This window comes from Stenotrophomonas sp. AG209, assembly GCF_003550055.1.
Taxonomy (GTDB): Bacteria; Pseudomonadota; Gammaproteobacteria; order Xanthomonadales; family Xanthomonadaceae; genus Stenotrophomonas.
The window spans coordinates 294,308-306,835 of record NZ_QXDB01000001.1; the positions used below are offsets into that span (position 1 = coordinate 294,308).

18 protein-coding genes are annotated in these 12,528 nt (G+C 59.6%); 9 read left to right on the plus strand and 9 right to left on the minus strand.

The genetic code is table 11. The annotated features are described in order from the left end of the window. The first annotated feature begins 62 nt into the window (after nucleotides 1–62). The 3 genes from DFO63_RS01325 (at nucleotide 63) to DFO63_RS01335 (ending at nucleotide 2,558) form a co-directional block, all read left to right on the plus strand. The gene (locus tag DFO63_RS01325; protein ID WP_119006246.1) at nucleotides 63–542 is read left to right on the plus strand and encodes a GNAT family N-acetyltransferase; all 480 of its coding nucleotides are present in this window, start codon (nucleotides 63–65) and stop codon (nucleotides 540–542) included. A 71-nt stretch (nucleotides 543–613) separates the two neighbouring features. Further along, nucleotides 614–1,945 (plus strand): glycoside hydrolase family 2, encoded by a 1,332-nt coding sequence (locus DFO63_RS01330; RefSeq protein WP_119006247.1) that lies wholly within the window; start codon nucleotides 614–616, stop codon nucleotides 1,943–1,945. A gap of 232 nt (nucleotides 1,946–2,177) precedes the next feature. Further along, a complete protein-coding gene (locus DFO63_RS01335) occupies nucleotides 2,178–2,558 on the plus strand; it encodes a DUF3653 domain-containing protein (protein WP_119006248.1) in 381 nt (126 codons plus the stop codon). A 526-nt stretch (nucleotides 2,559–3,084) separates the two neighbouring features. Here DFO63_RS01335 and DFO63_RS01345 read toward each other — a convergent pair. From DFO63_RS01345 to DFO63_RS01380, 9 genes are all read right to left on the minus strand, one after another. Further along, nucleotides 3,085–4,413 (minus strand): zonular occludens toxin domain-containing protein, encoded by a 1,329-nt coding sequence (locus DFO63_RS01345; RefSeq protein WP_119006250.1) that lies wholly within the window; start codon nucleotides 4,411–4,413, stop codon nucleotides 3,085–3,087. A gap of 1 nt (nucleotide 4,414) precedes the next feature. Continuing rightward, on the minus strand, nucleotides 4,415–4,762 hold the full coding sequence (locus DFO63_RS01350) for a phage coat protein (protein ID WP_119006251.1): 348 nt from the start codon (nucleotides 4,760–4,762) through the stop codon (nucleotides 4,415–4,417). Next, nucleotides 4,759–5,832: a hypothetical protein gene (locus tag DFO63_RS01355; protein WP_220452923.1), complete on the minus strand. Its 1,074-nt coding sequence runs from the start codon at nucleotides 5,830–5,832 to the stop codon at nucleotides 4,759–4,761. Before DFO63_RS01355 ends, DFO63_RS01350 begins: the two co-directional genes overlap by 4 nt. Before the next feature lie 269 nt (nucleotides 5,833–6,101). After that, the gene (locus DFO63_RS01360) at nucleotides 6,102–6,239 is read right to left on the minus strand and encodes a hypothetical protein (RefSeq protein ID WP_032958702.1); all 138 of its coding nucleotides are present in this window, start codon (nucleotides 6,237–6,239) and stop codon (nucleotides 6,102–6,104) included. A gap of 28 nt (nucleotides 6,240–6,267) precedes the next feature. Beyond that, a complete protein-coding gene (locus DFO63_RS01365) occupies nucleotides 6,268–6,522 on the minus strand; it encodes a hypothetical protein (protein WP_049439782.1) in 255 nt (84 codons plus the stop codon). A 3-nt stretch (nucleotides 6,523–6,525) separates the two neighbouring features. Beyond that, nucleotides 6,526–6,837: a single-stranded DNA-binding protein gene (locus DFO63_RS01370; RefSeq protein ID WP_119006252.1), complete on the minus strand. Its 312-nt coding sequence runs from the start codon at nucleotides 6,835–6,837 to the stop codon at nucleotides 6,526–6,528. Between the two features lie 4 nt (nucleotides 6,838–6,841). Next, complete coding sequence (locus DFO63_RS01375) at nucleotides 6,842–7,948, minus strand: replication initiation factor domain-containing protein (RefSeq protein WP_119006253.1); 1,107 nt, start codon at nucleotides 7,946–7,948, stop codon at nucleotides 6,842–6,844. After that, nucleotides 7,938–8,114, minus strand: coding sequence for a hypothetical protein (locus DFO63_RS22085; RefSeq protein ID WP_170944929.1), 177 nt, complete (start codon nucleotides 8,112–8,114; stop codon nucleotides 7,938–7,940). Before DFO63_RS22085 ends, DFO63_RS01375 begins: the two co-directional genes overlap by 11 nt. Further along, nucleotides 8,111–8,338: a hypothetical protein gene (locus tag DFO63_RS01380; protein WP_095378030.1), complete on the minus strand. Its 228-nt coding sequence runs from the start codon at nucleotides 8,336–8,338 to the stop codon at nucleotides 8,111–8,113. Before DFO63_RS01380 ends, DFO63_RS22085 begins: the two co-directional genes overlap by 4 nt. Before the next feature lie 56 nt (nucleotides 8,339–8,394). Between DFO63_RS01380 and DFO63_RS01385 the strand changes: the two genes are divergently transcribed. From DFO63_RS01385 to DFO63_RS21920, 6 genes are all read left to right on the plus strand, one after another. Next, entirely contained in the window at nucleotides 8,395–9,054 is a 660-nt protein-coding gene (locus tag DFO63_RS01385) for a hypothetical protein (protein ID WP_147416374.1), read from the plus strand. Nucleotides 9,055–9,168: 114 nt separating this feature from the next. Next, a complete protein-coding gene (locus DFO63_RS01390) occupies nucleotides 9,169–9,579 on the plus strand; it encodes a DUF3693 domain-containing protein (protein ID WP_182474379.1) in 411 nt (136 codons plus the stop codon). Nucleotides 9,580–9,678: 99 nt separating this feature from the next. Then, on the plus strand, nucleotides 9,679–9,801 hold the full coding sequence (locus DFO63_RS22250; protein ID WP_259337347.1) for a hypothetical protein: 123 nt from the start codon (nucleotides 9,679–9,681) through the stop codon (nucleotides 9,799–9,801). Between the two features lie 275 nt (nucleotides 9,802–10,076). After that, complete coding sequence (locus DFO63_RS21915; RefSeq protein ID WP_147416376.1) at nucleotides 10,077–10,535, plus strand: Pycsar system effector family protein; 459 nt, start codon at nucleotides 10,077–10,079, stop codon at nucleotides 10,533–10,535. Beyond that, a complete protein-coding gene (locus tag DFO63_RS01395) occupies nucleotides 10,535–11,365 on the plus strand; it encodes an adenylate/guanylate cyclase domain-containing protein (RefSeq protein WP_182474380.1) in 831 nt (276 codons plus the stop codon). Before DFO63_RS21915 ends, DFO63_RS01395 begins: the two co-directional genes overlap by 1 nt. Before the next feature lie 140 nt (nucleotides 11,366–11,505). Continuing rightward, nucleotides 11,506–12,510, plus strand: coding sequence for a hypothetical protein (locus tag DFO63_RS21920; protein WP_147416378.1), 1,005 nt, complete (start codon nucleotides 11,506–11,508; stop codon nucleotides 12,508–12,510). Nucleotides 12,511–12,528 lie beyond the last annotated feature (18 nt).

Here is a 12,528-nt window from a genome sequence, read left to right on the forward strand (position 1 = left end):
GGACGCTTGCTGGATTCTGCTAGTGTCCGCCTTGCCCACTACGCCGATCCGTGAGGAATCGCATGGATATCCGAGCTGCCACCGACGGTGACTTCGACGCCATGTGGGCGATTTTCAAGGCGGCCATTGCGATGGAGGATTCGCTTCCGTTCGCCGGCACCTTCGAGGCCGGCACCTTTCGGAGCCATTGGTTCGGAGTGCAGGCGGCCTTTGTGGCCGTTCTGGAAGGACGCGTGGTCGGAATGTACAAGATGGGCGCCAACTACCCGGACCTGGGGGCGCATGTGGCCAGCGCCACCTACGTGGTCGATCCGCTGACGCAAGGGCGTGGCATCGGGCGGGCGCTGGTGGAAGACAGCCTGGATCGCGCAAGATCGGAGGGGTTCCTGGCCATGCAGTTCAATTACGTGGTCAGCACCAATGCGCCAGCGGTTGAGCTGTACCGGAAGCTGGGCTTCGCCGTGGTCGGGACGCTACCGGCGGCGTTCCGGCATCGGTCGCTGGGATTGGTTGATGTGTATGTGATGCACCGGTTTCTGTAGGACCAGGTGGGGCAGGGGCGGCCTGCCCGTGCAGCAAGAATCCTTGGCGACTCCATTGCAGAGGACCCGTAATGACTGCGGCAACCAGATTCCCGTTCCTTGCACCATCGGGGCAACGCACGTCCGTCATCGGCATCCTGGTGCTCACCTTGGTGGCTTGGATATGCATCGCCGCCGTCCTTGCCATCGGCGGTCGGCCTGATCCATCCAGGCTCCGCGCTGTGGCACCCCTGATTGACGGGCCATGGAAATTTCATGTCGGTGACGATCCGCGCTGGGCGGGTGTCTCAGTGGATGATTCGTCCTGGGAAACACTCGACCTGAGCGCGCCGGCCAGCAGCATCGACGGCGACGTGGGGCTGCCCAACTATGTCGGCGGATGGATGGCACACGGTCACGCCGGGTACCAGGGATATGCCTGGTACCGGCGCTCGCTTGTGATTCCAGAGGGCGGCCGCGTATGGGACATCCTCGGGCCTACCGCCGTGGAGGATGGCTACGAGCTGTACTGGAACGGCAAGCGCCTGGGCGGCTCAGGCAGGCTAGGGGAGTCGCCTCGTGTCGTGGGTACGCGGCCGATGATCTTTTCGCTGCCCGCTGATGCGGCAGGCACGCAGGGTGTGATCGCCATAAGAGTATTCATGCAGCCCGGCAGTGCTTCCGGCCCTGCGAGCGGCGGCATCCACGTGGCCCCGACACTTGCGTCGCAGCCAGAAAGCCGTGAGCTGCATCGCGTGCAATGGTGGCGTACCGTCGCGGGCTACATTGTTGAAGTGGTCGAGCCGCTGGCGATGGCCATGGTGATCGTGTTGGCGCTGTCGCTAAGGCCGCTCAGCAGCCATCAGTCGTTCATCGCCTTCGTCTGCGTCGCGCTTCTGCTCTCTGCCGTGAAGCGGCTGGACAACGCGATCGTCTCCTGGACAGATCTGCTCAGCCTGCCGGCCTACACCTGGTTGAACAATGTGCTGTGGATGCCGCTCAGTCTGGCGGCATGGGCGCTGGCGTGGAATCGCTGGGTGCTGCCACCTTCGCGGGCGATCGATGCTGGCGCCCTTGTTCTGGCGGCGCTGGGGGTTGCTGGAGGCGTTATGGGGGCTGCCTGGGCCACTCAGGTCTTTCGCCTCGGCACACTCGCGCTGCTCGTGCTTGTCGCCGCGCGGATAGCCCGCAATGGGCCAATGCGCGGCATGGCGCTGACCGTGATGTTGGTGATTACCGTATCGCAGTACACGGGTGAACTCGGTTCGCTGGGGGTTCCAACGATCTGGTTCCCGTTCGGGATTGGCGTGACGCTGACCCAGTATGTGTATGGAATCGCGATCCCGTTGCTGGCGGTGTTGATCGTGCGGACGGTCACGGCGGCTAAACGCCGGTTGCAGCGGCCAGCAGTGTGGCCACATTGATCACGAGGGTTAGCCAGGTTCCGATGACGCACGATCAGGTCCCATGTCAGAGCAGGAGCCCGGGGACTGGCCAAGGGTCGTGCCGGCCCTCAAGCCAAAGAACATAATATACATTATGCGAAATGTTGTATCGGGCTGTGGTCGCGTTCGTGTCCTCGGCGTGGCAATGGCTGGGCCTCTGGCTCGGCTCTTGCCTACGCCCTCAGTCCCCGGCCAAGGATGAGATCGCGGCATGATTGAGTTCGACCCGCACCACCGTATCGACTTGACCGGCCCATGGGCCGGTTTTTCTTTCCTCGGTGATCGTCTGATCACGCCCGAAGGCCGCGAGCTGCTTCCGGAAGATCTGGCCTGGCTGTCGCTCACCGCCTGCCAAGCGCAGGAATGGCGCCGGATGATGGAAGCTGCACGCTCGGCGCCGTCGATCGACAGTTCCAGAAATGCACGCAATCGCGACGCAAGCATCCTCCATCATCCTGCCACTGTCGTTAATCTGCGAGACGTGGTGAGCCGGCGCAAACAGCGGTCGGCGGTGGCGATGGCTGGCCCTGACGCCGAGCCGCCAGAGGCAGTCCTGCCGGTACCGGGGCCGAGACGCCACGAGCGCGTGTGAGGCGTTTCCGTAGGGGCGCTGCCCCTACACCCCGGATCACTGCTCCCGACAGCGCAACCAGCCGCCAGAACGCGAGGACACCTGTTCCCACCCGTTTGGTAGCCTACGCATCGCCTGACCGCCAATGCATGCCATTCCTGAGCGCTTGGCTGCATCCGTACCCATCGCAGGTAGCGCCACCACCTCGGCAGATGGACTTGGGCGTCCCGCCTGCCTGGACTCCTGCTGTAATGCATTGGCCTCAAGCCCATCACAGAGCGGTTTCATGCCCGGATGAGGATGGTTCGGCCAGCGGTACTGTTCACAGTTGAATGGCGTTGTCGTCTTCGCCATCGAGTTATACGCGGCCTTGGGCGCTGCCGGAATTGGCTTTGGCGCTGGCCCCCTCGCTGAATGAATCTGCTGTGCTGACGCCACGCCGGTCATGACCAGCAATACACACATCGCCCCAAGTCGAATGTCCATATTCCCCTCCAGATTGGAGGGATGGTACTCGATACAGTCAATTTGCGTGACGCATCACGCCTCAGAAGCTGGGTGGGTACGGCTTCGACTCGGGGAATGTCCCCACAGGGCGCTCACCCACCCGAACCAGCGTGCCTCCGGCAGTGGAAACTGCCCCTTGTGCGCTGACGACCCGGACGCCAGCACCGGCCTCACTCCCTGCGGTCGCAATGCCGGTGCCAGCGTCCGGCTTGTCCAGGCGATAGAGCGTCGGGTCCTCCTCACGTCGCGGCGCTTGGCGCGGCCATGGTGTAGCGACCAGCTTGTAACTGTCGGCGCTGATGTTGGCGCCATAGGCAAATACTCGCACCCGGAAGCCCAGCGCAATCAACGCGTCAAACGTCAGCTGGTCGACCGTATTGTTACTGCTGTCAACCCACTCGACCATGCCGACCTGGCGCTCGCCAAAGACAGCCGTGAGCGCCAGCCGGATACGGTTCGCTTTCGACAGCTGCGCCACGTACCGCTGTTCCGGAGTCAACGCGTCCATAGGATCAGGGGCGGCCTTGGGAGCGGGCACGCCCGGCAGATTCGGAATCGTGCTTTGATCTGCCGGCGCCGCGGCGGTGACGCCATGCAGCTGCTTTTCCTTCGCCTTTTCTTCCTCCGGCACCAGCCCGCCGCCACTCAGGAAGAAACCGATAAAGGCCACGGCGCCGACGATCCCGACCACGCCCATGACGCCGCCTTTGAGCGCGAGCGCCTTCCAAACGTTGGTGCCGCCCTCCTCGTACACCTCGGTGTTCTCAGCGCCCACGGCGTAACCGTGGTAGAGCGGGTAGATCGCGGGATCGTACTTCTCAGTCTTGCCTCCTACCCGCTCATACTTGCCCGGCGAGGTGGTGTGAAAGAAGGTCACCCGGTAGCGGTTCTTCATGCCTACAGCGGTGAGCTTCTGGAAGACGTTCTTGCGCTCGATGCGCGCACGAACCGCCTGATGAACGCGGTTGATCCACTGCGTCATGATGACCGCATCGCCGCCGTTCTGACCAAGCAGCGCCCAGAAATTTTCTACCGCATCGGGCAGTGGCTGGCGCTGTGCAACGTAGAACTCGTGCACCTCATCAATGACGCACAGCGAATCTTTGAACTGATCCGGAATGCACCACTGGCCGGTCACGTCATCCTTGTAGCAAGCGAACGTCGCTGCCACGTCCTTCGTGTCTACCAGCGTGAGCAGCTGGTGGACCTCATCGACCGGCATGCCCAGGTATTCAGCGATTCGCTCATGGTTGAGGCCATTGAGCCGCGCGAACACCCGTCGCCCCTTCCTGATCGTCGGCAGGATGTGATTCTTGACCGCGTCATAGCTCTTCCCTGCACGCGGAACGCCTTCATTGAAAACCAGCATGTCACCATTTCCCCATAGTCATGACCTTGCGCAGAATCCGGAACGCGACGGCGGAACCGATAAGCGCCAAGCACTCGCCAAGCTTGAATGTCTGCACGAACCAACCCACCGTGCTGCCCGCATTTCCAAGTAGCGTGCCGATGCTGTAGTTCTTCAACACATCCGGGACCGGCAGAGCGCCAATCATCTTGATCATCAACGCCAGCATCGTCTGAATGGCGAGGATGAGCAGGTCATTGAAGAACGCTACAAGGGCGTCCCAGAAGCGTTGTATCTGCCGGAGCAACCATTGAGTGAGGTCGGTCAACCACCCGGCGTGCGGCATCAGGAAGGCGAGAATATTCATCATGTCAGCGCGATCTTTGCGGCCATAAATGCCGCGATAGCGAGCAGTACCCAGCCCATCAGCAGGAATGACTCATAGATGACGCCGTAGCAGTGAAGATCGAAGGTCATCGTGTCCCAGTACTGCGACGCCGGTAGCGTGAAAACAGGGCAGCTGCCGCCGACGCTGACGGTGAAGAACGACTTGGTTGCTTGGATGATCGGCAACTTCTCGACCTGCTGCTTGAAGTCGTTGAACACCTTATCCAGCGTCAGGTTCTTGTCCCGCTCGTACAGGGGGCCGCCGTCGCTACCGACCTCGCCGGGACCATCTCCGTCGCCCTCACCGGGACCTGGCCCCGGGCCGGGTCCACCGCCGTCCCCATCACCGTCCCCGTCCCCATCTCCGTCGCCATCGCCATCTCCGTCTCCCCCGCCGCTGCCGCCATCACCGCCGCCGGGGTTGTTTCCACCACCGTCGCCGTCACCGCCGCCGTTGTCGCCACCACCGTCGCCGCCGCCCGGATCACTGCCGCCGCCGTCACCACCGCCGCCATCCCCCGGATCGCCGCCATCCCCTGCAGGCGTCGGCGCTGGCGCATCAGACTCTGTGCAAGTTCCGCCAGTGGGGAAGAAGCCGACGCCTGCCGCCCCTTCCGGATCAAGTGAGCTGGTGTACATGCAGCCGTTGTGACAGGCATTCACAGTGACCGCTGTCTCTCCACCTTGCCAGCCAAGTTCATATGGGCGCGTCGAGCAGGCGCCATTGAAGTAGAACTGCTGGGTGTTATCGTCGCCTGCGGCGTTGTAGCACCGAACCGCACCACCATTCGGCCCCTCACCAACGGCACACGTAAAAGAGCCGCTAGCAGCAGTGCCGCCTTGCGGGCAGTCCTGGCGAACAGTTGGCTTGCCCCAAGGATTGCCCGGAACGTCGAACTTCTGCTTGGTGCGCTCAATCGCCGCTTTGCACATCGCGTAGGCCTTGCCCTGATCGCAGGTCCCGTTGTTGGGGCAATCCGCAGCGGCTCGCGCGTGCCCAGGCATCAGCAGCGCCAAAGATGCGAGCATTGCCAGCGCGAGCAGCCGGATCATGCGTCCAGCCCCATGCACGCCACGACCCCACACAGCGCGCTCAACAGCCCCGCGAATAGGCACCAGATCATCGCGTTCCCCTCGCGATGAAGAATCGCGCCACTTTCGGCGCGGCCCACAGTGCGAACTCAATCTGCGCCGCGATTGCCGCTGCTCCGCAGATCGCCATAACCACCAACTGTGGGCGGATATTTACAAGGATGCTGTCAAAGTCCATAACGCCTCCAATAAAAAGGGGCAGGTAACCCTGCCCCACCCTGCCCTTGCGATCAGCCGCCGAAGAATCCGGCCACCTTCTTGGCTGCCCACTTGCCGAAGCCGACCAGCGCGATCAGCGCGGCGGCACCTGCGAAGGCGGTCAGTGCACCGGCCACCGACAGGCCGCTGAGGATGCTTTCGTAATCCATGGTGAAACTCCTTTCATGAGTAGTTGGGTTACCGGTGTTTGTCGAAGAACGTCGCCACGGAACCGGCAATCCGACCGGCGACGAAGAGGAAAAGAAGGAGGCCGAACGGACCGCCTGCCCATACCGCCAGCTGCTCTTTGCTTGGAGGCTGGAAGGCGTCCGCGATGACGGTCACCATGGATGCCTCTGCGCTGCTCATCAGCACATACCCCGCGCACTGATCAACGGGCTGACCGGTTGGAATCAGCTTTCCGTCTTCCCCGAAGACAACGCAGAGGCCCATGGCTTAGGCCTGCGCTGCCGGACGCGGAGTGGCCTTGGGAACCGCACGCAGCGCGGTGAACTTGCTCAGCGAGAGCACGCCCTTGTTGACCTGTGCCATAGCGGCCACGTCCAGCTCATATTCGCCCTCGGGGAACGGCTGCTGCCCCTTGTCCAGGCGCACATCGAACGGATAGGCAAAGCCTGCCGTTTCAAGCTTCGCCTTCTGCTTGCGGGTGGTGTATTCCACGCTCTCGCCTGCATCGTTCTTGAAGCTGCCACCGCGCTCATCAACGCTGGACGACAGGACGGTGACCTTGATGACGTTCTGGATCATTTCATTACCCCTTTGAGGTTGGCTGTACGGCCGCGATTTCGGGCCAATGCGCTGCTGTGTCACCTGTGACCCACTTCGGCAGCGATGGCGAAGTGCAGGATTCGATTACCGCCCGCAACGCCTGATCGTCAGGGCAGTTCTTGGCGATGAAATTGAGGGCCGCGCCGTACTGGCGGCGGATGTGGCGACGAACGCTCTTCCACGTCGCTTCAACGGCGGCTTTCGTGATTTCGATGCGCGTGGCAACGCAGCGCAGAAAGGACAGCACCGGATAAGCCCCGAGCAGGTAGGACGCCGGATCACGCAGAATGTCGAGCGGCAGTTCCTTGCGGTTGGAGTTGCGGAACTGCGCCTCATAGCGCACCCAAGGCGAACTCTTGTCGCCCTGCTCCCTGCCCTTCTCGTACACGCGCAGCTGCTTTTCGGACTTCTTGCCGCCGATATAGAGCGTCTTGCCGTCGCCGCTGTCGTAGTCGTCCACCAGCTGCGCTTTGGGGCGCTGACCACGGTTGTCGAACTCGCCAGCTGCATACCACTTCTGAGCCATGCGCAGTGGGTATTCGCCCACCAGGTCATCGGCGCACACGTCAACACGGGTGATCCTTCCGGCGCAGCTTTCGAGCTTCGCTCGAAGCTCCAGCCACCGCTGCGCATGGCCGCAGCGCGCTGCGCCTATCGCTTTGCATCCATCGCCGGTTAGCTCGATGCGGGCGGTATACGTGCCATCCGCGCGGCGACACTCTTCGCCGCCGAGTTCGATCATCCCGACGAACTTCTTGGCTGCGTCGATGATCTTGATGCGCCACGTGTAGAAGCGACCGCCGCCCGCTGTCTCATCCAGTTCAAGGCCAAGCCCGGCGAAGAACCAGCAGAACACCTGCAGGGCTGCAACGCGTGCGTTTTCTGGGGAGAACTCGATCCACTGGCGGACCTCTTCGAAGCTGTCGCCATCACGGAACGCGACCTCGTCCAGCGCTGCGCGCAGATCGATGGAAGCGGAGAACCAGTCAATGCCGACCGTCAGGGTGCCCGTCTCGTTCCTGAATTCACTGACTCCCCTGTTAGACGAGGGGAGTCCCGACCCGGCCAGCACCGCGCAATCAACGGCCATTGGAGCGGTCCTTGCCGAGCTTCCACAGGCGACGAAGCCCCAGCCACGCCTGCTCGATCACGATGGAGAGCATTGCCACTCCCAGCCAAACGGCAATGAGCGCGGCGCACGCCGCAAGCCCCATATCGAACTCCGCCAGTTCGGCGAATGAGGGAAATCTGCTCATGCGGCGCGCTCCTGCTCTTCGGCGAACGCAGCTGCGGCCAGCAGATCGCCGCGCGTGGTGGCGGCAATCTCAGCCCGTGCGAGTGCGATGACCTGGGCTTCGCGGGACCGCTGCGAGGCGGTGTAGTCACGCCGGTCGAGTAGCCACGAAACGATGCGAGCACAGCCGATAGAGAGGGCCGTGGTGGCGCCCAGCAGACCGAAATCCAGAAGGGGCTGGGTCATGGCAGAATCTCCCGATTGAAAATCCCAGTAACGGGGGCGAAATGGGAAAGTGGTATTTGCGCAAGATCGAGATCGGAGATGTCTTGGTGGCCTGCTTGGTTGCAGGCGGCCTTGCCGCCACACTCAGCTGGTTGATCTTTGCGTGGGTCGGAGCAGGTGCTGAGAAATTCCCTTGGGGAAGCCTTGGAGACTGGCTTGCAGCAATCGGCACATGGGTTATCGGTTACGGCGCGTGGAAGTACGCACGCGAAGCTCATTTGTTGAGGCAGAGCGAGCTGGAGAGGGCGGCTCGAAGAGATCACCATATGCACGCTGGTCGCGTACAAGCCCTGCGGGAATGGGCAAAGATCGTCCGTAGGCCATTTAGGGTGACTGTGGATTTTGAGAAGGCTAGCGAGGGTGGCCTCCTGGTTGGCACAGTCAAGGGTGCAGCCAAGGGCGCCGTGGAGCTTCTGAAGCTGGTGCCGCTGGACGACGAGGCCTGGCGCTATCTGGATAAGCGGGACGTTGAGTTGAAGGTGAAGCTGGCGACTTTTCTCCTCCTGTTCGAGTCGCAGGCAACCACGGTGCTCGAGCGAACTAAAAAATCCGACCCGAAGGCTCCAATAGATACCGCTAGCAATTCGCTCTGGCCTGAAGCTCGGGAAACGCTGGCTGATCTCGATGCCATCGGTATCAAGCTCGAAGAGGCGGCCGAACGAATTCCGGAGATTTGACTCGGTGCTTGATTGCATCGGTCCTTCTTCCTTGCCCCCCAACCCCAAGGGAACCCGCCAGCGGCCTTGGGGTGCCGGTGGCGGGGATGTTCAAGGTCAATGAACATCGGGTGCATGTATATTCCCCTTGAACACAGCCTGTCAAGGGGCATGAACATGCAGGACATCAATTCACTGCTCGACGCGTGCAAGGTCGCGGCGGGGGTAAGCAGCGATAACCAACTCGCAGCGGCTCTTGGCGTAGGCCGCTCAGCGATCAGCAACTACAGGCATGCAAGGGCCCTGCCCGACCCTGTGGTGTGCGCGACCATCGCCGGGTTGAGTGGAATTCCGCTAGCGCGTGTTCTGGGAATCGTCGGCGAGGCACGGGCCATCAGCCGGGAAGAGAAGGCGGTATGGAGGAAGCTGGCCGCGACCGCAATGGCCCTGTGCCTGGCTGTTGGCTTCGCCCTACCCTACAAGGCTCAAGCCGCGGTTACGGGCTTTGATAGGGCCACCGTCTATACATTATGCGAAATGCTTTAGCTGCCTGATCCGGTTCGTGGGCTCCGCTTGGTAATGGCTGAAGCTCTGGCTTGGCTCTTGCCTCCCTGTTGGCTCCCCCGACAAGGATGAGATTGCAGCATGAGCAAGATCGATCCGCAGGAACGAATTAATCTGGCCGGCGCCTGGGCTGACTTCGGTTTCCAAGCTGGGCATATGTCTACTCCTGAAGGTCACCAGTTGGAACCAAGTGATATGACCTAGTGGTCCTTGACGTGCAACATTGCGCGCGAATGGAGGTTGATGATGGCCGAGGCCGCCCCTCACGCTGCGCCCGCCCGGAAAGCCTCGACCACGGCGAAATCCAGCGTGATTTACCTTGCTGAAGCCCTCAGAATTCGCCGAGAGCGACGGTTCGGCGTGCGTGATCCCGAATCTGACGCCGAGACGTCCAATGTGGTCTACATGAGTCGTGGGTATGGGCGCACGGCTTATCCGTTTGGCATACTGCCACTCAATTCACTTCTCAGGGCGCGCCGATGGATAGGCAAGATTTTCCGTATGCAATTAATGGGTATCTCAATCAGTACATCCAACTGATGGATGTCAAGGCGACGGCGGTTGCGGGTGCTGCGCTTGTGCTGATTGGTTTGGGCCTATCAGATCAGGCGCACAAGGCCGATCCGATCTTGAGAATTGCAGCCGTTGCGTTCGCAGGAGTGGCCGCGTTATGTGCGCTTCTCGTGGTGCTGCCTCGAACTCCCCATAGTGGAAGTGGACATGTATTTTGGGCTGATATTGCTAAGTTTCGGAGTGTCAATGCCTATCAGGAATCTCTTCAAAAGTTGGATCCGGAACAAGTAATGTATGAATACTCCAAGCAGAATTTCTTTGTTAGCGCAGTCCTTCTAAAGAAGGGGCGATCGGTTCGCAGATCCATCCTATGGTTTGCAGCCGCCTGCGCTTCCTTCGTCCTGGCTGTAGCGGTGGGGCCGTGATGACACACTCCATTCCTGCTTCCGTGTATGACGGCTATGTTGCCTCCATCGAGCTGACCGCGCCCAACCTTCCCAATCGACTGGCTGACATCACAAATGGACGTGTTGCGCCCGCTGTGGATGACCTTCGGATTGGCTCCGCTCGCCGAGTAAGGGCCGTTGTCATATTTTTCGACATTCGCGGTTTCACAAAGCGGACCAAATCTTCCGACGATGATGAGCTTAGAAGCACGCTCTTCATGCTTAATTCTGTGATTCCGGCAATGATGAGGGTTCTCTATCGACACGGAGCGTATGTCGAGAAAAACACTGGGGACGGGCTCATGGGCGTGCTTGGGATTGGGGAGGATGGCCCCACTGCTGCAAGAAGTGCACTCGCAGCTGCTTCCGAAATGCTCTACGTTCTTGGGAGTATTGTGAATCCATTTCTCGCTCGGCATGGCATTGAGCCGGTAGATGCCCGAGTTGGACTAGATATGGGTGATCTGCTTTTGGCTCGTATCGGCACCGCGAGAGGATCTGCAGATCACGATAGAAGCTACCTGACGGCAGTCGGGCCTGCGGCCAACCTTGCATGCAAAATTCAAGGGCTCGCTGGTACAAATCAAATTTATTGCGGGGATCTGCTGAGGCATAACACTCCTCTGGACCCTCAAAGGCGCTTGTTCTTAGATGTCACTCCCGATGATTGGGCATGGATCTATCAAGGAACTACAAGCGTTTATTCATGTTGGCGATATTTGGGAGAGACGACCAAGGCCGCCCCCGAGGGGTTGGCTGAATCTCTGCGGCGACTTAGTGAACTCGCAGGTCTACAACCGTCGCACTAGAAGCTGGCGGGATATGGTGGCGTCTCGGGAAACGTACCCAAGGGACGCTTCCCAACTGCAATTGCACTCAAGTCAATTAGGAGTTGATCGATAAAATGGGGGCGGCTTGAAAATTGAGCAGAATTCTTACAGGGAACGTAATGGGTAACATAATTATTCACCTCAGGCACTGCTACATTGCCAATTCAGATGATGTCTGGAATGTTTCATACTGTGGGATCCATTACGAATTAAAATTCAAAAATGGCGAATTCGACGACGGCAAAGTAATCGCCATATCATCTGGAAAGTGCCATGCTGATCATGACACCTTTCTCGCTTGGTTGTCAGTTTTCTTTGGTGAAGACTGTACGGATCCATTCCAGCGAGAAGACACTAGGCATTCATTTAATAGGGGGGGCTTCAGCGCCAGTCAGCAGCAGCTTCAAGAGTTCTTAGATACCGCCTTTGAGAAAGAAAATAATTATCCATCAGCCTGGGAAAAGGCGCTGTTTGAGCAGGCCATGAATTACTACCTGGTCGGACTGAGGAATGGAATTTCCATGATGCCGCTTACAATTGGATTTTTTGGCCTTTCAATGGAGTGTATTGGAAACTTGGTGTCAGATCAAAACAGCAAGTATTTCACCCTGGGCACTTTTAGGTTCAATAAATTAGTTAATGATCGCTTTAAGTCGTTCAAAAGGGACAAAGAGCACGGCGGCGCCTTTAAGGCCTGGCAGAAGGATATTGAGGCTGATTCAAAATTGGTGCATGCCATCCGGAATGCAGTGTATGGCCATTCATTTTTACACATTGAGAAAGAGCGCCAGGCCATAGTTGCGCATCTGCATAAATGGCTAAAAAGAGCTGGCGCTTCTGATAAAGATGCAGCGTTCTGGTTTAAGGTGGAGCGGCTCGAAATGGACCTTCAAATTCATGCTGACGGGCTATACAAGATCGGAGTGAGAAGCTCCAGGCTTCTTATTTTTCTGTATCTCGGAATTGTCGCTTACATCCCATTCGCTGAGTATGACTACCGCCCATTTGGCGATGCGCCCAAGAACCGAACAGTGAAGTTTGACGGCATGTCGATATCCATATCGGCGAAAGAAGTCTCAACTATCGACGGATCGGACAAGAATGGCGTGCGGACCGACACATAGCCCACGTCGACCGCGGGT

Bases quoted from the DNA above. Each gene is read 5' to 3' on its own strand.
- DFO63_RS01335 (WP_119006248.1), top strand. From the start codon at position 2,178: ATGATTGAGTTCGACCCGCACCACCGTATCGACTTGACCGGCCCATGG.
- DFO63_RS01360 (WP_032958702.1), bottom strand. From the start codon at position 6,239: ATGGATTACGAAAGCATCCTCAGCGGCCTGTCGGTGGCCGGTGCACTG.
- DFO63_RS01365 (WP_049439782.1), bottom strand. From the start codon at position 6,522: ATGGGCCTCTGCGTTGTCTTCGGGGAAGACGGAAAGCTGATTCCAACC.
- DFO63_RS01350 (WP_119006251.1), bottom strand. From the start codon at position 4,762: ATGATGAATATTCTCGCCTTCCTGATGCCGCACGCCGGGTGGTTGACC.
- DFO63_RS21920 (WP_147416378.1), top strand. From the start codon at position 11,506: ATGGGTAACATAATTATTCACCTCAGGCACTGCTACATTGCCAATTCA.
- DFO63_RS01370 (WP_119006252.1), bottom strand. From the start codon at position 6,837: ATGATCCAGAACGTCATCAAGGTCACCGTCCTGTCGTCCAGCGTTGAT.
- DFO63_RS01375 (WP_119006253.1), bottom strand. From the start codon at position 7,948: ATGGCCGTTGATTGCGCGGTGCTGGCCGGGTCGGGACTCCCCTCGTCT.
- DFO63_RS01330 (WP_119006247.1), top strand. From the start codon at position 614: ATGACTGCGGCAACCAGATTCCCGTTCCTTGCACCATCGGGGCAACGC.
- DFO63_RS22250 (WP_259337347.1), top strand. From the start codon at position 9,679: ATGAGCAAGATCGATCCGCAGGAACGAATTAATCTGGCCGGCGCCTGG.
- DFO63_RS22085 (WP_170944929.1), bottom strand. From the start codon at position 8,114: ATGAGCAGATTTCCCTCATTCGCCGAACTGGCGGAGTTCGATATGGGG.
- DFO63_RS01345 (WP_119006250.1), bottom strand. From the start codon at position 4,413: ATGCTGGTTTTCAATGAAGGCGTTCCGCGTGCAGGGAAGAGCTATGAC.
- DFO63_RS01355 (WP_220452923.1), bottom strand. From the start codon at position 5,832: ATGATCCGGCTGCTCGCGCTGGCAATGCTCGCATCTTTGGCGCTGCTG.
- DFO63_RS01325 (WP_119006246.1), top strand. From the start codon at position 63: ATGGATATCCGAGCTGCCACCGACGGTGACTTCGACGCCATGTGGGCG.
- DFO63_RS01390 (WP_182474379.1), top strand. From the start codon at position 9,169: ATGTATATTCCCCTTGAACACAGCCTGTCAAGGGGCATGAACATGCAG.
- DFO63_RS01380 (WP_095378030.1), bottom strand. From the start codon at position 8,338: ATGACCCAGCCCCTTCTGGATTTCGGTCTGCTGGGCGCCACCACGGCC.
- DFO63_RS21915 (WP_147416376.1), top strand. From the start codon at position 10,077: ATGGATAGGCAAGATTTTCCGTATGCAATTAATGGGTATCTCAATCAG.
- DFO63_RS01395 (WP_182474380.1), top strand. From the start codon at position 10,535: ATGACACACTCCATTCCTGCTTCCGTGTATGACGGCTATGTTGCCTCC.